Below are 18,523 nucleotides of genomic sequence, written 5' to 3'. Positions count from 1 at the left end.
TCAAGCCAGCAGCTTGCGCTCGGTCTTGCCGTACTTGATCGACTTCTCGTCCGGGATCATCAGGCCCGTGTGCTCGTCGCGGCCCTGCAGCAGGAAGCGCGCGTCCGGCTTGCCGACCTGCTCGGCGGCGAGCTTGCTGTCCGCGCCGATCTCGCCCTTCTTCATCCGGTTGACGATCACGCCGGCCGCGGTGTCCTTGAAGTCGCGCAGCATCCACGCGTCGCCGTCGCTGTCGCCGAACACCAGCAGCGGGCCGTAGCCCTTCTTCGATTCGAGGACGTTGCGGATGCCCACCGTCTTGCCGGGCCCCCAGTTGAAATGCCAGCCGGCCGGATAGGTGCTCGTGTACTTGCCGTCCCGCATGTCGAGACGCAGGCCGATCACGTTCCCGGGCGGCACGCCGTAGCCATAGTTCGGATTGCCGGCGAACACGCGCACGACATCGTCGAGCGACGCGGTGCTCACGTACACGTCGATGCCGTTCGCGCGCAGCGTGTGCATCACCGCGCGGATTTCCTCATGAATGCGGATGCCGTGGAAATGCGTGTCGGCCACCACGCCGGCCTTGCCCGGCAGCGTCTTCGGGCTTTCGTAGCGGACCTTGCGCAGCGCGTCGCCGATGCCGTAGTTGTTCGACGCTTCCGCCATCGCCTGCAGCTCGGCGGTCGTCATGTTCCTGTAGAAGTAGATGATCCACTTGTAGCCGATCTCGAGCGGGTGCGTGTCGCAGATCGCGTCGTACATGAAATACAGCTTCGCGCGGAAATCCTTGAACTGATCGGTCTCGCGGATCTCGTCGAGGCTCTTGTCGCCGCCGAATCCCTTGTAGTTCGCGTAGAGCCAGCGATAGTCGGATTCGACGTCGGCGGCGAGGTCCTCCATCGTCACCGGCTTGCCGTCCACCGTCGTGTAGTCCTTCATGAAGGCGCCCTTCGGCACGTCCTTCCACATCACGTCGACGAATTCGTCCGGCGTCAGCTTGTACTGCAGATGGTTGATCTGGTACATCAGCAGCGCCTCTTCGCAGTCGTTCATGATGCACGTGTTGTCCCAGTCGAACACCGCGTACGGGCGACGCTTTTCGTCGTAGCGCGCGCTCGCGACGCCATGCCGGTCGAGCACCGCCTGCAGGCGCGCGGCGTTGAACGGCGACCAGCGGCCCGGGTCCAGCGCATCCGGCGCGGTTGCGCTCTTCGCGTCGGCCGTGCCGGCCTTGAGCATCAGCGACGTCGCGGCGGTCGCCGCGGCAAGGGTGTTCATGAACTTGCGGCGTTGCATGGTCTCTCTCCGTGGAAATGTCGAGTCTCGAATCGGCTTCGGTCACTACCCCGCGCGGCGCACCGCGCACCGGCGGCTCATCGGCGCGGCGAAGCCGGGATGGCTCCGAACCGGGGGCGAATGATGTGACGAAATTATTTCGGCAATTTGACAGTGTCACATCGTGATGCGACAGGGAGTTGATCCGGCGCGACATGCCGGGCCGTCACAAGGCGGGGTCGTCACATGGCGGCTGTACGCGCGGCCATCCGGGCCGGCGCTGGGCCCGCCCGTGAGGCAACCTCCGGCCGGCGCCCCGATCCGTACACATGCGCGCCGACGGTCATCCGGCCCCAACCTCCGGAAACCTAGAGTCTCCACTCCATTTCGGCCCTTCATTAGGACAAATCCTCCCCCCCGGGGGCTAGCGCGCCACGTCGAACCAGCTATTATCATTACATCGCTCAATGGCACATTAAATGCTGACTGGATAATCCGCGACGGGAACACCGCGAATGCATTCCGGATCAGCGCCCCGCTTTGCACAGGTCCGTAGCGCGCTTTGCGTGGGACCGGAGTCAGTGCTGAAGCACCAACACCGGTCGACAAGCGCCGAAGCGCCCACTCCGGCCGACATATGGAGACGCATCATGGCCGACCACCACCCGCTGCCGGAAGTCCACCTCGACGAGCTGCCGCAATTCCGCGCGGTCCAGCAGCTTGCCTACCGCTGTGTCGAAACCGTCGGCGCGATGCTCTACCCCGGCATCACCGAAAAGGAAGCCGCGCGCCTGCTGACCGAATGGCTGCAGGACAACGGCGTGCACGACTGGCTGCACAAGCCGTTCGCGTGGTTCGGCGACCGCACCGCGTTCGAGGGCTTCTCGGGCCTCAAGCACATGGGCGGCTTCAATCTCGCGTTCTTCCCGAGCAGCCGGCAGCTCGAGACCGACATGCCGGTGATCCTCGACGTCGCGCCCGTGCTCGACGGCATCGTGGCCGACGTCGGCTACGCGCACTGCCTCGGCGAGAACCCGATCCTCGAGCAGTTGCAGGACGACCTGATGGACCACCGCGACATGATCGTGCGGCTCGTGAAGGCGCGCCGGCCGATGGCCGAGGTCGCGCAGGAAGTCGACGCGCTGTGCCGCCGCCAGGGCGTCGAGCCGCGCCACAAGGCCTATCCGTTCAAGGTGCTCGCGCATCGCGTCGCGAAGATCCACAAGCTGTCGAAGCCGCGCTTCGTCGCGCGTTTCGGGCTGAACGCGACGCGCAACCTGCTGCTCGACCAGGGCCGCGCGGCGAAGCAGCAGGGCTGGTCGCCGCTGTGGTCGATCGACCGCCGCTCCGAGCATGCGCCCGTGCCGGGCCTGTGGGCCGTCGAGCCGCATCTCGGCTTCGCCGGCGTCGGCGCGAAATTCGAGGAACTGCTCGTGATCACCGAAGACGACGCGTACTGGCTCGACAACGACCTGCCGCACGTGCGCCGCTGGCAGCGCCGCCAGGCCGAACGCGCACAGGCCGTCGCGACCGTGCCGGCCGCCGCCTGACGTGCCCACGCCTTTCTTCCCGAATCCCTGAACGACGGACTCACGATGCAGCCTCTTTCCGACGAAGCGCCGCTGGCCCTGTTCGAATCGGCTCATGGCGAGACGGCGGTCGCCTCCGGCGACCTGACGCTCGCGGTCAAGACCTGGGGCGACCCGGCCCGTTCGCCGGTCGTGCTCGTGCACGGCTATCCCGACGACAGCAGCGTCTGGCAGCACGTCGCGCCGCTGCTCGCGCGCAAGCACTACGTGATCGCGTACGACGTGCGCGGCGCGGGCCTGTCCGGCGTGCCGAAGCGCACGGCCGACTATCACCTCGCGAAGCTGACCGACGATTTCGTCGCGGTGATCGACGCGCTCTGCCCCGGCCGCGCCGTGCACCTGATCGCGCACGACTGGGGCTCGATCCAGGGCTGGGAATTCGTCACCGATCCGCGCCTTTCCGGCCGCATCGCGTCGTACACGTCATGCTCGGGGCCGTGCCTCGACCACGTCGGCTTCTGGCTGCGCGAACGCGTGCTGCACCCCGCGCCCGCGTCGCTGGCCAAGCTCGGCGGCCAGCTCGTGCGGTCGTGGTACGTGTACCTGTTCCACCTGCCGTTCATCCCCGAGCTCGGCTGGCGGCTGTGGCTCGGCCGCACATGGCCGCGCCTGCTGCGCCGGCTCGAAAAGACGCCCGCCGCGCCGCGCGCGACGCAGGCCGACGACGGCGCGCGCGGCGTGCGCCTCTATCGCGCAAACTTCATCCGCTGCCTGTTCGCGCCGCGCGAACGCTACGCGCATGCGCCCGTGCAGACGATCGTGCCGCTCGGCGACAAGTACGTGAGCCCCGCGCTGTCCGAGAACCTGTCGCGCTGGGTGCCGCAGTACTACCGGCGCGAGGTCGCGGCCGGCCACTGGCTGCCGCTCGCCGATCCCGCGCGCTTCGCGGATCTCGCCGGGCAATTGATCGACGCAGTCGAAGCGGGCACCGAACCGCCCGCGCTCGCGAACGCGCGCCGCCGCGCAACCAGCGGGCGCTTCAGCGGCAAGGTCGCGGTCGTCACCGGCGCGGGCAGCGGCATCGGCCGCTGCGCGGCCCTCGCGTTCGCACGCGAAGGCGCGACGGTCGTCGCGTGCGACATCGACGTCGCGAGCGCCGAGCGCACCGCGCTGCTGATCGGGTTGACCGGTGCGCAGGCGCATGCGAAACGCGTCGACGTCGGGTCCGCCGACGAAATGGAAGCGCTCGCCGCATGGGTCGGCAGCGAACTCGGCGGCGCGGACGTCGTGATCAACAACGCCGGCATCGGCATGGCCGGCGGCATCCTCGACACGAGCACGCGGCACTGGGAGCGCATCCTGCACGTGAACCTGTGGGGCGTGATCCACGGCTCGCGACTGTTCGCGCAGCAGATGGCCGCGCGCGGCACCGGCGGCCACATCGTCAACACCGCGTCGGCCGCCGCGTTCGGGCCGTCGCGCGACCTGCCCGCGTATGCGACGACGAAGGCCGCCGTGCTGATGCTCAGCGAATGCATGCGCGCGGAACTCGCGGAGCAAGGCATCGGCGTGACGGCCGTGTGCCCCGGCTTCGCGGAAACCGGAATCATGGCGTCGACGCAATACGCGGGCGCCAACGCGCAGGACGAAGCGCGGCTGCGCAAGCGCGCGACGAAGCTGTACCAGATGCGCGGCCTGACACCCGAAACCGTCGCGAAGGCGATGGTCGACGGCGTGCTGCGCAACCGCCCCGTCGTCGCGGTCGGCGGCGAAGCGCACGCGATGCGCTTCGTCGGCCGCTTCATGCCGTGGCTCGGCCGGATGATCGCCCGCGTCAGCATGGCATCGCATTGACGGCGCATGACGCCGCACAGGGAGACAGACACAAATGACCGCTACCGCCGACTACCACAAGATCAAGGCCCGGCACGTGAAGTTCGACTTCAGCGACACGCCGATCACTTGGGTGCCGAACGATCCGGGCAGCACCCACATCATCAACACGCTGAACCTGCTGTTCCCGGAAGGCGAGCTGTGGTTCTGCCGCGTGTACAACAAGGCGCTGCCGCTGATCGCCGATGCGCGCCTGCGCGACGAGGCCGAAGGCTTCCTGCGGCAGGAAGCCGTGCATTCGCGTTCGCACGGCGGCGTGCTCAAGCACTACTACGACCGGCACGGGATCGACACGAAGCCGTTCACGCAGAAGCTCAACCGGCTGTTCACGCGCGTGCTCGGCGAACAGCCGCTCGGGCTGAAGATCGGCCATACGCGCTTCTGGCTGCGGCAGCAGCTCGCGGTGATCGCATCGCTCGAGCACTTCTTCGGCTATCTCGGCAACTGGGTGCTCAACGCGCACGGGCTCGACGAAGGCAAGGCCGACCCGACGATGGTCGACCTACTGCGCTGGCACGGCGCCGAGGAAGTCGAGCACCGCACCGTCGCGTTCGACATCTACCGGCACCTGGGCGGCACCTATCCGGAACGCTGCGTGCACATGGCGTTCGTGATCCTGCTGCTGCTCTACTACATCACGACCGGCGCGAAGTTCATGTACCGGCGCGACCCGGACGCCGGCCGCTACCCGGGCTTCGTGCTCGCGTGGTGGCAGGGTTCGCGGCGCGGGCACCTGCCGTCGTTCTGGAAGGTGATCGGCGCTGCGCTGCGCTATTTCAAGCCAAGCTACACGCCGCACCACGAAGGCTCGACCGAACAGGCGCTCGAATACCTCGCGCGCTCGCCGGCCGCGCAGGCGGCCGCGCACGGCGGCAACTGGGGCACGACGAAGGGCGCGTAACCGGGTTTCTGGCGAGCGCGGCGGGCGGCGCCCGCCGAAATGCGTACAATCGCGGCTTCATTTCCCGGAGGTGCCGCGATGGCCATGAAGAAAACCGATCTCGAAAAGAACAAGGCGCTCAAGCTGACGCAAGCGATGAAGCAGTCGGGCGCCGCCCGTTTCGGCAAGGGCGCCGAGGACGCGGCAAAGCTCGACCGCCGTGCGCAGCGCAAGCTCGACCAGGAACAGGGGCTCGTGCCGTTCGCGTGCAAGCTCAACGCCGAGCTCGTCGAACAGCTCAAGGCACGCGCAGCCACGCATCCCGAAGGGATGACGGGCCTGCTGTCCGAACTGCTCGTGAACGGTCTCGCGCAACGCGACGCGTAACCGCCACGTATCTCGAAAATATCGTTGACAGCGCCGCGCTGCCACGACAAACTCGTTCGCATGCCTACGTTCAAGCTCATCGCCATCGCGAATCATTGCCCGGTGAACATTCGAAAGAATGGATCACGGGAGGCGCTTGTGCGTTAGCAATCGAGCAGTACCGCATGTCACACAAGGCCTCGCCGGAAACGGATGAGGCCTTTTTGTTCTGGTGCGCGTCATCCGTCCGGCTCACTGAATGGAGAAGACGATGGACCAGGCAAGCCAGCTGTTTGACCGTCCCGATCGGCGCCGCGCCGGCACGATCGCGTTACCGACTGTCGTGATCCGTTTCGCGGTCGCGCCGCGCACGACGATGACCTGGCGCGCGCCGCAAGACGCGGAGATCCGCGCGCACGGCGCGGCGCTGTGGATTACGCGCCCGCCGAGCGTCGACGATTACTGGGTGCAGCCCGGCGACGTGCTGCGCATCGCACGCGGCGAGCGCATCTGGCTCGGCACCGATGCCGACCGAGCGGCCGAAGCAACGATCACGACCGCCTACGTGCGGCGCGGCGAGCGCTTCAAGCGCACGCTCGCGCAAGTGCAACGTTTGCTCGTCGGGGTATGGAGAAGGAGTGGATGATTGACGCGTGGTCACGCACGCGAGACGCGGAACGGCCGTGACCGGAAACGGACGCACCCGCGGCGCAACGCGCCGCAGGTGCGCTTCGAATGACGCGGCACGCCAGTGCGTGCCGCGAGCGATCGCGCGCCGTGCGCAGCTACTGGATGCAGCACGTGCATCAGGTGCTGGCGGCGAGACGCGGGCCCGTGCTTCGGGGAGTCGAATCGAGCTCGGGGCGTTGCGATGCCTGCGAGGTCACCCACGGATCGATGCCCTGCTTCTGCACCTCCTCGAGGAATGACACACGTGTGCGCCAGTAATCCGCCTGTAATTTCGCATCGATGACGCGCTGTTCGGCTGCGAACAGTTCCATGCGCGCCGTCACGAGCATCGACGCAGCGGTTTTTTCCGGCGTGGGGGCGTGTCGCATCGCCCAACGGCTGATCCAGTTCAACATGCTGACCTCCGTGATTACGGACGAACCCGCATCGGGCAATCGCAATCGGCCGTGCCTGCCCGAACGCGCAACGGCCTTGACCGCCATTCACCGCCTGGCCTGCACGGACTGCGACTCCCCCGCGTCGGCAATTACCGGCCGGCGTGTGCATGCGCGGTGTATCTATCCTAGAAAGACTTGCCGGTTTATGCGATGGGGTCTTGCAATCTTTTACACAGAAACCACAGTCGCCCGCGCATCGCCAAATGACAGTTGCGGACGGAACGGCTTCGGCGCAGGATAGCTCGATATCTGCAACCGCCTGGACTGACGAATGGCCGCTGCACGCCGCTGCGCTCTCGCACCGGCCACGCACGCGCGTTCGCGCGCACGCGATGCCGGCACCGTGTTCGTGCAGCATGCGGGCGCTCCGTTTCAGTCGAATGTCATCGCGTACCGGCCGCGCGCAATGCGGCCCGCGTGCCGTTGCGCACGCATCGGCCGGCCCCGCCGGTTCGTCACGCTCCCGTTTTTACCCTTTCCGCCTGCCCGTTCCGCCCGAACCGGTAAAATGCGCGCCTTCGTCGCGCGACCGGGCTGCCAGACCGTTCGCGCGCAGGCAGCCGATCGTGCCCTCCAACTATATCGTCCGAGCTATCCGCGCTATTACAATCCGCCGATAGCCGGGCAATAGTGGCTGGTTACATTAAGCCGGCCGCTGCCTTTACAACAATTCGGCACAACAAGCAACACGACAACCCGACCGGAGAAACGCCCTAATGGAATCCATCAAGCGGTATTTCGGCTTCGCTGAAGCCGGCACCGACTTCCGCACCGAAATACTCGCGGGCGTCACCACGTTCCTGACGATGGCCTACATCATCTTCGTCAACCCCGCGATCCTCGGCGACGCCGGCATGCCGAAGGAATCCGTGTTCGTCGCGACCTGCCTCGTCGCGGCGCTGGCGTCGATCATCATGGGGCTGTACGCGAACTACCCGATCGCGTGCGCGCCCGGCATGGGCCTGAACGCGTATTTCGCATACACCGTCGTCAAGGGGATGGGCTTCACGTGGCAGGCCGCGCTCGGCGCGGTATTCATCTCCGGCTGCCTGTTCCTGCTCGTCACGCTGTTCCGCGTGCGCGAGGCGATCGTCAACGGCATTCCGAAATCGCTGCGGATCTCGATCACGGCCGGCATCGGCCTGTTCCTCGGCATCATCTCGCTGAAGACGTCGGGCGTGATCGTCGGCAGCCCGGCCACGCTCGTCACGCTCGGCGACCTCCACAAGCACGACACGATCCTCGCGATCGTCGGCTTCTTCACGATCGTCACGCTCGACCACCTGCGCGTGCGCGGCGCGATCCTGATCGGCATCATCGGCGTCACGATCCTGTCGTTCTTCTTCGGCGACAACCAGTTCCACGGCGTGTTCTCCGCGCCGCCGTCGATCGACGCGACGCTGTTCAAGCTCGACATCGGCGCCGCGCTGTCCACCGGCATCATCAACGTGATCCTGGTGTTCTTCCTCGTCGAGCTGTTCGACGCGACCGGCACGCTGATGGGCGTCGCGAACCGCGCGGGCCTGCTCGTCGAAGGCAAGATGAACCGCCTGAACAAGGCGCTGCTCGCCGACAGCACGGCGATCGTCGCGGGCTCGGTGCTCGGCACGTCGTCGACCACCGCGTATATCGAAAGCGCATCGGGCGTGCAGGCCGGCGGCCGCACGGGCATGACGGCGATCACCGTCGCGGTGCTGTTCCTCGCGTGCCTGTTCATCGCGCCGCTCGCCGGCGTCGTGCCGGGCTACGCAACGGCACCGGCGCTGCTGTACGTGTCGTGCCTGATGCTGCGCGAGATGGTCGATGTGCCCTGGGACGATGCGACGGAAGCCGTGCCGGCCGCGCTGACCGCGCTGCTGATGCCGTTCACGTACTCGATCGCGAACGGTGTCGCGTTCGGCTTCATCGCGTACGGCGGCCTCAAGCTGCTGACGGGCCAGGCCCGCACGGTCAAGCCGATCGTGTGGATCATCGCGGCCGTGTTCCTGTTCCGCTACTTCTATCTCGGCAGCGAATGACGGACGCGCTTCGGCGCGATGCACGACGAGAAACGCCACCTTCGGGTGGCGTTTTTTTTCGAATGATCTCTTCTGCGATCCTGACGAAATGACGCGTCCGGTCATGCCGACGCATGCGCAGCCGGCGCGGCGCGCATACGAAAATGCCGCCCGGCCCTCGCCGAACGGCATTGCTTGAACACGCGACGTCTTTCCGCGCGCGCATTGTCAGCGACGCGCGACGCAAGACGAGCGTCGTTTCGTCAGCGCCAGTTCGCCTCGTAGAAGCGAACGTAACCGCTGCGCAGCGTCACGCATTGCGCGCGCGTCTCCGACAGCAGGCGCCGAGCAGCCGCCTCGATGCGATCGCGGTGCTGGTCGAATGCGCCGACCATATCCTCGAAACGCGGCGATGCCGCGCCGAAGTGGTCTTCCAGCGCCTCGGCGGTGATCTGACATTGGACGCGCTCGCCATTGACCAGCGCGGTGAACCCAAGCATCAGGTCGCGCCCCGAATATTCAGGCTTCTCGTTCGTGAAATGGATCTGCATGAAGCCGCCTCGACCGGTAGAACACGAATGACCGCGTCCGTCGTCCGCTACCGGCCGGACGAAATGTACGCGGGCTCGCCAGCGGAGGCACCGTCCACGGAGGTATGGCGCGGACAATGCATGCTGGTTGCTTTCCACTTTAGACGGTTTCGCGCAGGAGACAAATTTTCCGGTGTGCGGCGTTCCGACGCGCATTTCATCAGATCAGCGCGGCATCCGGCACCGTTTCGGAAACGGGTGTCAGTGCGGATCGGTGGGCCAGACGTTGAGCGCGACCGCGGCTGTCGTGACGCCCGCCGCAATCGCGGCCGCCCCGTATAGCACCGCATCGGTCAGATCGAACAGCAAACCGTGGATCGCCACGGCAATGCCGCCCAGCATGATGAAGGTGGCGATGGCCGCCAGCACGACTCTCAGTTCCGTCCGAACCATGATGCGTCTCCCGAACGGATGCATGTCACGTCGCATGCGTGTTGCAATGCGGAACACGGCGCGTGCGTGCTCCATTTCCATCATTGCATGCGGCCATTTAAAAGCAAGGGGATTTTGTTCGCGGTCGCATATCGCACGTCGCGCTTGTATGATGATGCGTACCCGGATGGTCGGCCTTCGTGCCCGATGGTGCGCCGCAAGCGGAACGTGGAGTCCGCGGGTGGTTTCGGTGATGGCGCTTCGGCATGTAACGACGCACAGGATCGACCGATCGACGAGCATGGGGCCCGAGTGAGCGCTGAAGCGCTGACCGAGGCCGACCGCGAAGCATGGGACCAGAGTAAGCGCTGAAGCGCTAACTCTGGTCGACAGGAGACAAGTCATGCCGCACCCCTTCGTGCTGCCCGCCACCGCGGGTCGCACCGACCTGCTCGCGCAGGCGCATGCGCGTTCGACCGCGGTCGGCCTGCGCGCGCACGAGCGCCCCGATTTCTCGCCGCTGTCGCGCATCGCGCTGCGCGAACTGCTCGACACGAATCACGCACTGTTCTCGCACGCCCGCCCGGTGATGGAGAACCTCCACGCGCAAATCGCCGATACGCAAAGCCTCGTGCTGCTGACCGACGCCGACGGCGTGATCCTGCACAGCATCGGCGACGCGGACTTCATCGAGAAAGCCAACCGCGTCGCGCTGTGTACGGGCGTCTCGTGGGCCGAAGGCGCGCGCGGCACCAACGCGATCGGCACCGCGCTCGCATCGGGCCAGGCCGTCGCCGTGCACGGCGCCGAACACTTCCTGCGCGCCAATCACATCCTCACCTGCTCGTGCGCGCCGATCTTCGATCCGTTCGGCCGCACGCTCGGCACGCTCGACGTCAGCGGCGACCCGCGCGGCTCGAGCCCGCATACGCTCGCGCTCGTGCGGATGTCCGCGCAGCTGATCGAAAACCATCTGTTCGCGAACCAGTGCGCGGACGCGTTGCGGCTGCGCTTTCACGCGCACGAGGATTGCGTCGACTCATTGTTCGCCGGGCTCGTCGCATTCGGCCCCGACGGCGGGCTGATCGCCGCGAACCGCAGCGCACAATTCCAGCTCGGCGCGCCGTTCGATGCATTGCAGCATCAACGCAGCGACGCGCTGTTCGGCATGCGCTTCGGCGAACTCGCGCAGCAGGCGGCGCGCGCGCCCGGCGCGATGTTCCGCCTCACGCTGTCCACCGGCGTACGCGTGCTCGCGCGCTGCGAATTCGCGGAAGCGCAGCGGGCGACGGTCGCCGTCACGCCGCCCGCACCGGCCGCACGCGTGCGCGCGCCGGACCCCGACGCGATCACGTTCGCGACGCTCGACACCGGCGACGCGCGCATGGCCGCCGTGCTCGAACGCGTCGCGAAGATCCGCGGGCGCGACCTGCCGCTGCTGATCCTCGGCCAGACCGGCACCGGCAAGGAATGGCTCGCCCGCGCGCTGCACCAGGCGTCGCCGCGCGCGGACGGCCCGTTCGTCGCGGTCAACTGCGCGGCGCTGCCCGATTCGCTGATCGAGGCCGAACTGTTCGGCTATGAAGATGGCGCGTTCACCGGCGCGCGCAAGCGCGGCAGCCCCGGCAAGATCGTGCAGGCCGACGGCGGCACGCTGTTTCTCGACGAGATCGGCGATATGCCGCTCGCGCAGCAGGTCAGGCTGATGCGCGTGCTGCAGGAGCGCGCAGTGATGCCGCTCGGCGGCGCGCGCGCGGTGCCGGTCGACGTGCGCGTGGTCTGCGCGACCCATCGCGACCTGCGCGCGATGATCGCGGAAGGCACGTTCCGCGAAGACCTGTTCTACCGGATCAACGGGCTCGCGGTCACGCTGCCGGCGCTCGCCGCGCGCACCGACCTGCCCGCGCTCGTCGAGCGGATTCTGGCGCGGCTCGCCCGCAGCGAGCCGATGCCGCGCCGCATCGCGGCCGACGTGCTCGACGCGTTCACGCGTCACCGCTGGCCCGGCAACCTGCGGCAGATGACCAACGTGCTGCGCACGGCCGGCATGCTCGCCGAGGACGAAGCCGAAATCACGCTCGCGCATTTGCCCGACGATTTCTGGCTCGACTGCGACGATGCGCCGGCGGTACCTGCTGCAACGGCTACGACCGCACCGGCCGACCCGCGCGAAGGCACGACGCTGCAAAGCCACCAGGCCGCGGTGATCGACGCGGTGCTCGCGCGGCACGGCGGCAACGTGTCGGCGGCCGCGCGCGAGCTCGGCCTCGCGCGCAATACCGTGTACCGGTACCTGCGCCGGCATTGACGCCCGCGGCCGGCCGGCGCCGGCCGCAAGCGGCTTCGGGTATGCTTGGCGCGTTGCCGCCGAACCGCCGCCCGCTTCAACCATGACCGATCCGGAACACCCTCCCCTCGTGCGCATCGAGCCGCTCGGCGCGACCTTCGATGCGCCCGACTCGCTGACGCTGCTCGAGGCCGCCGCGTTCGCGCACGTATCGCTGCCGCGCTCGTGCCGCAACGGCACGTGCCGAAGCTGCCTTTGCCGGATCGTCAGCGGCAGCGTACGCTACACGATCGAATGGCCGGGGCTGAGCCGCGAGGAAAAGGCCGACGGCTATACGCTGCCGTGCGTGGCCGTCGCGACGTCGGACCTCGTGCTCGACGTGCCCGACGCGGTCATGCTCGACTAGACGCGGCGTGCGGTCACGCGCGCCGTCCTGCAACGGTTGATCCTGCGTGGAGAACGTCATGACCCAGCAAACCGATCGCATCGAAAAGCAGACCCTGCTCTCGGCATCGCCCGACCGCGCCTGGGAAGCCGTCAGCAATTCCGGGGAATTCGGCCACTGGTTCGGCGTCGCGTTCGACGGACCGTTCGCGGCCGACCAGCCGCTGTTCGGCCGCATCACGCCGACGCGCGTCGACGACGACGTCGCCAAGGCACAGGAACCCTATGCGGGCACTGTGTTCGAAATCGTCGTCGATCGCGTTGAGCCGAAGCAACTGTTCTCGTTTCGCTGGCATCCGTTCGCGATCGATCCGAACTTCGATTACACGTCCGAGCCGATGACGCTCGTCACGTTCACGCTCGCCGCACAGGCCGGCGGCACGCTGCTGACGGTCACGGAAACGGGCTTCGACCAGTTGATCGAAGCGCGTCGCGCGAAAGCGCGCGAGATGAACGATCAGGGCTGGGCCGCGCAGATGACGCTGATCACGAAATATCTGGAGAAGCACGCGTAACGTGCCGCGATGCCGCACGCCGCTGCCGACATGCGGATCGACGTGCGTGGCATAATCCGCACCATCGTCGCCCATACGCCGCCGCGCATCGCATGCTGAGTCGTCGTCTCCGGAAGATCGGCAGTCTGATCGGGATGCTCGCCATCCTGATGACGGCGCTCGCGCCGACGATCTCGCAGGCGCTGACGACGCAAGGCCGCGTCGATGCACTGCTGGCCGGTTACTGTACGGCCGCGCCGGCCACCGGCGATCGCTCCGCCGATTCGTCGCCGAAGAGCCTGCAGGCCCACCTCCAGGCATGCGGCTATTGCAGCCTGCTTGCCCACACACCCGCACTGCCCGCGCCCGAACTGACGTTCGCGGCCAACGTGCGCGTCATCCAGCACCGCGAAGCGACCCGCTTCGACAGCCTGCGCCGCGCGCTGCCGCTCACGGCCGCGCAGCCGCGCGCCCCTCCGTTCGCGTCCTGAACCGTCGTCGTCACGCGTGATGCCGTAGTGCATCGCGCGGCCCGCGCACGCCACCGGCGTGCGTGACGTGTCACGTTTCGAAGGACGATCATGTCTCACCGTATTGCGCGCGGCGTCGTGCCGTGCGTGCGGCTGGCCGCTTCCGGTTCGCACTGTCGCCGATCTTCGCTCGCATGCGAACCTCGGGCCGCACACGTTCGCGCCGGCAGCAGCCGGCATCGGTGCCGCTGCGATGCCGCTCGCGCATCCGTCCGTCGAATCCGTGTGTCTCCAACCGATTCGCCACTCGCACAACCAGCCATGAAAACCGCCCTTTTCGTTCGCGGCGCACTCGCCGCACTCGGCTTCGTCGTCATCCAGGCCGCCCAGGCCCACGCGCTCCCGAAGTCGCGGGTACCGGCCGCCGACGCCACGCTTTCGAGCGCACCGCACGCAGTCACGATCGATTTCAGCGAAGCGCTCGAGCCGGCCTTCAGCTCGATCGCCGTCACCGACAGCCACGGGCAGTCGGTCGCCGACGGGAAATCGGCCGTCGACGCCGGCAACCGCAAGCGGATGCACGTCGCGCTGGCCAGCCTGACGGCCGGCACGTACACGGTCGCGTGGATCGCGGTAGCCAGCGACGGCCATCGCACGAAAGGCCGCTACACGTTCACGCTGAAGTGATGCACGCGATGCGCGTCGGCATGCCGCACCGATCGGATTGCCGTCGATGCCCCATGCAGTACACCCCATAAGGAGAACAAACGATGAAACGCCCGATTCCGACCAGCCTGCTCTTCGCGCTGCTGGCGCTGCAAGCCCCCGCCACGTTCGCCGCACCGGTCGTGCAGGCCGACAACTGCTGGATCCGCGCGATGCCGGCGACGGTGCCGTCGTCCGGCTACTTCTCGCTGAAGAACGACGGCGATACGCCCGCCCGGCTGACAGGCATCGACACCCCCGCGTACGGGATGGCGATGGTGCACGAAACGCTGACGAACGGCAGCACCGCGAAAATGGTTCACGTCGACGCGGTCGAGGTGCCGGCGCACGGCACCGTGACATTCCGGCCGAAGAGCTATCACGTGATGCTGGAGCAGCCGCGCCAGCCCGTCGCGCCCGGCGCGAAGGTGCCGTTCCGGCTGCATTTCGCGGACGGCTCGACGGTGTCCGTGACCTGCGACGCGAAGGCGCCGACGTACACCGGCCTGTAACGTTGCATGCGCAACTACCGATGGAGACGCACATGAAGAACCGCCTGCCGCTGGCCGACCTGATCGTCCGCTACCGGACGCCGCTGAATGTCGCCGTGCTGATCGCCTGCGGGTTGTGGGCCGCGTGGATCGCGTGGATGACGCGTCCCGCCGCGATCGATACGCCGCCGTCGATCCCCGCGTACTGCATGCGCGACGCGCGCTGACGCGCCGCGCCGGTTCCGGCGGATGCTTGCGCCATTTTGGCGTGGCATCATCGCTTCACCCCGACCGCCGGAACCGCCTTTCGGAGCGACGCATGTCCATTCAGACCTGGATGCTGTTTGCCGCAGCCTATCTCGCGACCACGCTGTCGCCGGGGCCCAACGTGCTGCTCGTGATCCGCAACACGGTGCGCTACGGCACGCACGGCACCGCCGCGACGATCGCGGGCAACCTCGTCGCGCAAGGTGTGGTCGTGCTGCTCGTCGCGCTCGGCGTCGGCGCGGTGCTCGTCGCGATGCCGCCGCTGTTCGTCGCGATGAAGGTCGTCGGCGCCGCGTACCTGATGGTGCTGGGCGTCCGGCAACTGCGCGGCGACCGCAAGGCCGCCGGGTCGACCGGCGCAGCGGAGATCGCCGTGCCCGACCGCAGGAAGCTGTTCCGCGAAGCGCTGTTCGTGTCGGGCAGCAATCCGAAGACGATGATTTTCCTGTCGGCGTTCATGCCGCAGTTCATCGTGCACGACCGCCCGCTCGCGCTGCAGTTCGTCGTGATGTACGCGACGATCGCATGCACCGTCGTGGTCGTTCACAGCGTCTATTCGGCCGGCGTGCGCCGGTTCCATCGCGGCTTCGGCATGAGTCGTGCGGTGCGCGCACTCAAGCGCGCCAGCGGGCTGCTGTTCGTCGGGCTCGGGATCAAGCTGCTGACTGCGCGGCAGGTTTGACAAGCGTATGCATGCCGGGCAACGGGCGACCCGGCAGGCAGCCCGTCCCCCTCAGACCTTCCACGCGGCCAGCGCGTCGACAATCCCGTCGAACGACGGCCGGGTGTCGATGTCCTCGCTCGCGCAAGCCGCCGCGAGCGCTTCCAGATCGCTCCCCCCGGCCCATGTATGCGGTACGCAGTGCGCGAGCAATTCGCCGAGCAGGTGGCCGAACGCGCGGACTTCCAGCCGTTCGAGCCGGGCGCCATGCCTTACGTCGCTCGTGTCGTAGAACGACGCCGCACCGAAGTCGCCCAACAGCGCGCCGCCTGCACCGTCGTGCAGGATGTTGTGCGCATACAGGTCGCCATGCATGATGCCGCGCGCGTGCAGATGGCGTGCCGCCGATGCGATGCCGTGCGCGATCCGCACGGCCTCCGTCGGCTCGAATCGCGCGTCGGCCGCATACACGTCGCGCGTGCAGGTTGCAAAGCTCGGCGGCCCGGCAAGGTTCGTCAGCGCAGGATCGACCAGTTCCATCACGAGGCCGTGCGTGCCATCCGGATGACCGCGCACCTTGCCGATCACCGGAATCACGTTCGGGTGGCGGCCGGCGTGCAGGCACGCGGCCATTTCACAGTCGGGCAGCCCGTCGCTCGTCACCGCGCCCTTGAACAGCTTGACCGCGACCGCTCGCGGCGCATGACCGTCCGCACGCCATTGCGCGCGGTAAATGACACCCGACGCGCCTTCGCCCAGCTTCTGTTCGCACGAGAGCGACGCCCAGTCGACGTCCGCGACCTCGGGCCCGGCCGACGCCGCGGCTTCCGGCGCGGCGCTGAACGGATTGCCGGAGTATGCGAGCCACGCGAGGCGCGGCAGGCGCAGCAACCAGTCGGGCAGTTCGTCCAGCCGGTTCGCCGACAGGCGCACCAGCTCGAGCGCACGGCACGCGGCCATTTCGGCAGGCAGCGCGCGCAGCCGGTTGCCCGCGAGCATCAGCTTCTGCAATCGCGAGCAGTCGCCGATCTCGGCGGGCAATGCGTCGATTTCGTTGTCGGTGAGGATCAGCCAGCGCAGTGCACGCGGCAGCGATCCGCGCGGCACCGTGCGGATCCGGTTCGCCTTGAAGCCGATCATGTCCAGCTGCGGACACGCGCCGAGCACGTCGGGGAAGGCGGTGAAGCGGTTGCCGGACGCGAACAGGATGCGCAGGCGGTGCAGCCGCGGCAGGTCGTCCGGCAGCGCGGCGAGCGCATTGCCGGACAGGTCGAGCACTTCGAGCGTGTCGGCGAGATCGAAGATCTCGCGCGGAAATTCGGTCAGCCCGCACGCGAGCTTGAGTTGCCGGGCGCCCGACAGTTGTCCGGCCTGCAGTTGTTCGAGGGTGGTGGTCACTGGGAGAAAGCGGGTTGCGGTTGCGATGATAGTCGGACCGATCGCACGAATTCTACCGGGATCGCTCTCTCACACACCGCAATCGTGTCATACCCCCTTCACAAACGCGCAATGTGACGCTAGAATTGCGCCCCTTGCAGTGCAGTGCCGACGTGGTGAAATTGGTAGACACGCTATCTTGAGGGGGTAGTGGCGAAAGCTGTGCGAGTTCGAGTCTCGCCGTCGGCACCAGATGCGGTTTCTCCGCGTTTCGAGCATTTTCAGACACCCGCGACAGCGCATGGCCTCGCGGGTTTTTTGTTTTTATCGCGTTCGACAACACGATGCCGATGCAAGCCCGGCGCACACCGGAAGATTCAAGCGCGCGACGGATCTACCCCAAGCACTTCGGCACACTCCGCTAGGCCAGCAAAAGAAAATTGCGAACGACCGCCGACGGCTCGTCGCATCGCGACGCAATGGCCAGCCTTGCACGAAGCGCATTGCCCGCGAACGGCCGATAGACGACCCCGGCAACCTGCACCTGCGTAATCGCCTTCGGCACGACAGACACGCCGAGCCCGGCAGCAACCAGCGTCACCGCGGACGCGATCTGCGGCGCGGGTTGCGCCATCCGCGGCTCGAATCCGGCGGCGTTGCATGCGGCGACGATGTCGTCGAACAGCGCGCTGCCGGCTTCCCGCGGCACCTGCACGAACGACTCGTCGGCCAGCTCGGCCAGATCGATGCGCCGACGCTGCGCCAGCCGATGCGCCACGGGCAGCGCGACGAACATCGGTTCCTCGTCCCAGTCGGACACCCGCAACGTCGCGGCGACACGGCGTTCCGGCCGCACGATCGCGACGTCGAGATGCCCGGCATCCAGCGCCTCCAGCAGGACGCGCGACGTCGCCTCCTGCAACGTCAGCTCGGCGTCCGGAAACGCCTCCCGAAAGCGGCGAATCAAATCCGACACTTTCGAATTGAACGCCGCCGTCCCGGTGAAACCGACCCGCAGATGCCCGGTTTCCCCGCGTGCGGCCCGCCTTGCCGCCCGTGCGGCCCGCTCGGCATCGTCGAGCACGCGGCGCGCCTCTTCCGCGAAGACCTCGCCCGCCAGCGTCAGCTCGGCGCCGCGCGCGGTCCGCCTGAACAACTCCACGCCGAGTTCACTTTCTAGCGCCTTGATCTGCTGGCTCAACGGCGGCTGCCCGATGCCGAGCGTTTCGGCAGCCTTGGTGAAATTCAACGTGGCCGCCACGGCCAGAAAGTATCGGAGATGTCGGAGTTCCATTCGCTAGGTGACCTCACGGTGA

General features: G+C 67.3%; 20 protein-coding genes and 1 tRNA gene. 15 read left to right on the top strand and 6 right to left on the bottom strand.

What is annotated here, in order from left to right; genetic code table 11:
* On the bottom strand, positions 1 to 1,278 hold the full coding sequence (locus ABD05_RS24455) for an HAD family hydrolase (protein ID WP_047902608.1): 1,278 nt from the start codon (positions 1,276 to 1,278) through the stop codon (positions 1 to 3).
* Between the two features lie 629 nt (positions 1,279 to 1,907).
* On the opposite strand from ABD05_RS24455, the gene ABD05_RS24450 reads away from it, so the two are divergent.
* From ABD05_RS24450 to ABD05_RS24430, 5 genes are all read left to right on the top strand, one after another.
* Complete coding sequence (locus tag ABD05_RS24450) at positions 1,908 to 2,807, top strand: M24 family metallopeptidase (RefSeq protein ID WP_047902607.1); 900 nt, start codon at positions 1,908 to 1,910, stop codon at positions 2,805 to 2,807.
* Positions 2,808 to 2,852: 45 nt separating this feature from the next.
* Positions 2,853 to 4,640 (top strand): SDR family oxidoreductase, encoded by a 1,788-nt coding sequence (locus ABD05_RS24445; protein WP_047902606.1) that lies wholly within the window; start codon positions 2,853 to 2,855, stop codon positions 4,638 to 4,640.
* Between the two features lie 34 nt (positions 4,641 to 4,674).
* Positions 4,675 to 5,580, top strand: a complete 906-nt coding sequence (locus ABD05_RS24440) for a metal-dependent hydrolase (RefSeq protein ID WP_047902605.1) — start codon at positions 4,675 to 4,677, stop codon at positions 5,578 to 5,580.
* A 78-nt stretch (positions 5,581 to 5,658) separates the two neighbouring features.
* A complete protein-coding gene (locus ABD05_RS24435; RefSeq protein WP_047902604.1) occupies positions 5,659 to 5,946 on the top strand; it encodes a hypothetical protein in 288 nt (95 codons plus the stop codon).
* Positions 5,947 to 6,196: 250 nt separating this feature from the next.
* Positions 6,197 to 6,571 carry a DUF2917 domain-containing protein gene (locus ABD05_RS24430; protein ID WP_047903772.1) on the top strand — a complete coding sequence of 125 codons (375 nt, stop codon included), beginning with the start codon at positions 6,197 to 6,199 and terminating at the stop codon, positions 6,569 to 6,571.
* A gap of 160 nt (positions 6,572 to 6,731) precedes the next feature.
* Here the strand turns inward: ABD05_RS24430 and ABD05_RS24425 are convergent, their stop codons facing one another.
* Complete coding sequence (locus ABD05_RS24425; protein ID WP_047902603.1) at positions 6,732 to 7,010, bottom strand: hypothetical protein; 279 nt, start codon at positions 7,008 to 7,010, stop codon at positions 6,732 to 6,734.
* Positions 7,011 to 7,768: 758 nt separating this feature from the next.
* Here ABD05_RS24425 and ABD05_RS24420 point away from each other — a divergent pair.
* The gene (locus ABD05_RS24420; protein ID WP_047902602.1) at positions 7,769 to 9,070 is read left to right on the top strand and encodes an NCS2 family permease; all 1,302 of its coding nucleotides are present in this window, start codon (positions 7,769 to 7,771) and stop codon (positions 9,068 to 9,070) included.
* Between the two features lie 242 nt (positions 9,071 to 9,312).
* On the opposite strand, the gene ABD05_RS24415 is transcribed toward ABD05_RS24420, so the two are convergent.
* Positions 9,313 to 9,600: a DUF1488 family protein gene (locus ABD05_RS24415; protein ID WP_034180648.1), complete on the bottom strand. Its 288-nt coding sequence runs from the start codon at positions 9,598 to 9,600 to the stop codon at positions 9,313 to 9,315.
* 240 nt (positions 9,601 to 9,840) lie between these two features.
* Positions 9,841 to 10,116: a DUF2964 family protein gene (locus tag ABD05_RS24410; protein WP_238594115.1), complete on the bottom strand. Its 276-nt coding sequence runs from the start codon at positions 10,114 to 10,116 to the stop codon at positions 9,841 to 9,843.
* A 298-nt stretch (positions 10,117 to 10,414) separates the two neighbouring features.
* Between ABD05_RS24410 and ABD05_RS24405 the strand changes: the two genes are divergently transcribed.
* The 8 genes from ABD05_RS24405 to ABD05_RS24365 all read left to right on the top strand — a co-directional run bounded on the left by ABD05_RS24405 (position 10,415) and on the right by ABD05_RS24365 (position 15,851).
* A complete protein-coding gene (locus tag ABD05_RS24405; protein ID WP_047902601.1) occupies positions 10,415 to 12,319 on the top strand; it encodes a sigma-54-dependent Fis family transcriptional regulator in 1,905 nt (634 codons plus the stop codon).
* Positions 12,320 to 12,401: 82 nt separating this feature from the next.
* Positions 12,402 to 12,704 carry a 2Fe-2S iron-sulfur cluster-binding protein gene (locus ABD05_RS24400; RefSeq protein ID WP_046548459.1) on the top strand — a complete coding sequence of 101 codons (303 nt, stop codon included), beginning with the start codon at positions 12,402 to 12,404 and terminating at the stop codon, positions 12,702 to 12,704.
* A gap of 58 nt (positions 12,705 to 12,762) precedes the next feature.
* Positions 12,763 to 13,257 (top strand): SRPBCC family protein, encoded by a 495-nt coding sequence (locus ABD05_RS24395; protein ID WP_047902600.1) that lies wholly within the window; start codon positions 12,763 to 12,765, stop codon positions 13,255 to 13,257.
* Between the two features lie 92 nt (positions 13,258 to 13,349).
* Positions 13,350 to 13,727, top strand: coding sequence for a DUF2946 domain-containing protein (locus ABD05_RS24390; protein ID WP_047902599.1), 378 nt, complete (start codon positions 13,350 to 13,352; stop codon positions 13,725 to 13,727).
* A gap of 300 nt (positions 13,728 to 14,027) precedes the next feature.
* A complete protein-coding gene (copC, locus tag ABD05_RS24380; protein WP_047902597.1) occupies positions 14,028 to 14,393 on the top strand; it encodes a copper homeostasis periplasmic binding protein CopC in 366 nt (121 codons plus the stop codon).
* 83 nt (positions 14,394 to 14,476) lie between these two features.
* Positions 14,477 to 14,923 (top strand): copper chaperone PCu(A)C, encoded by a 447-nt coding sequence (locus ABD05_RS24375; RefSeq protein WP_047902596.1) that lies wholly within the window; start codon positions 14,477 to 14,479, stop codon positions 14,921 to 14,923.
* Between the two features lie 32 nt (positions 14,924 to 14,955).
* Positions 14,956 to 15,129, top strand: coding sequence for a hypothetical protein (locus ABD05_RS38655; protein WP_165948044.1), 174 nt, complete (start codon positions 14,956 to 14,958; stop codon positions 15,127 to 15,129).
* A gap of 92 nt (positions 15,130 to 15,221) precedes the next feature.
* Positions 15,222 to 15,851: a LysE family translocator gene (locus ABD05_RS24365; protein ID WP_047902594.1), complete on the top strand. Its 630-nt coding sequence runs from the start codon at positions 15,222 to 15,224 to the stop codon at positions 15,849 to 15,851.
* 51 nt (positions 15,852 to 15,902) lie between these two features.
* Here the strand turns inward: ABD05_RS24365 and ABD05_RS24360 are convergent, their stop codons facing one another.
* Complete coding sequence (locus tag ABD05_RS24360) at positions 15,903 to 17,228, bottom strand: leucine-rich repeat-containing protein kinase family protein (RefSeq protein ID WP_047902593.1); 1,326 nt, start codon at positions 17,226 to 17,228, stop codon at positions 15,903 to 15,905.
* Positions 17,229 to 17,374: 146 nt separating this feature from the next.
* Between ABD05_RS24360 and ABD05_RS24355 the strand changes: the two genes are divergently transcribed.
* Positions 17,375 to 17,459, top strand: a tRNA-Leu gene (locus ABD05_RS24355).
* A gap of 169 nt (positions 17,460 to 17,628) precedes the next feature.
* Here ABD05_RS24355 and ABD05_RS24350 read toward each other — a convergent pair.
* Positions 17,629 to 18,501 (bottom strand): LysR family transcriptional regulator, encoded by an 873-nt coding sequence (locus ABD05_RS24350; protein ID WP_047902592.1) that lies wholly within the window; start codon positions 18,499 to 18,501, stop codon positions 17,629 to 17,631.
* Positions 18,502 to 18,523: the final 22 nt, after the last annotated feature.

It is taken from the genome of Burkholderia pyrrocinia, from assembly GCF_001028665.1.
GTDB lineage: Bacteria > Pseudomonadota > Gammaproteobacteria > Burkholderiales > Burkholderiaceae > Burkholderia > Burkholderia pyrrocinia.
This window is presented reverse-complemented; position numbering and strand designations above follow the sequence as displayed.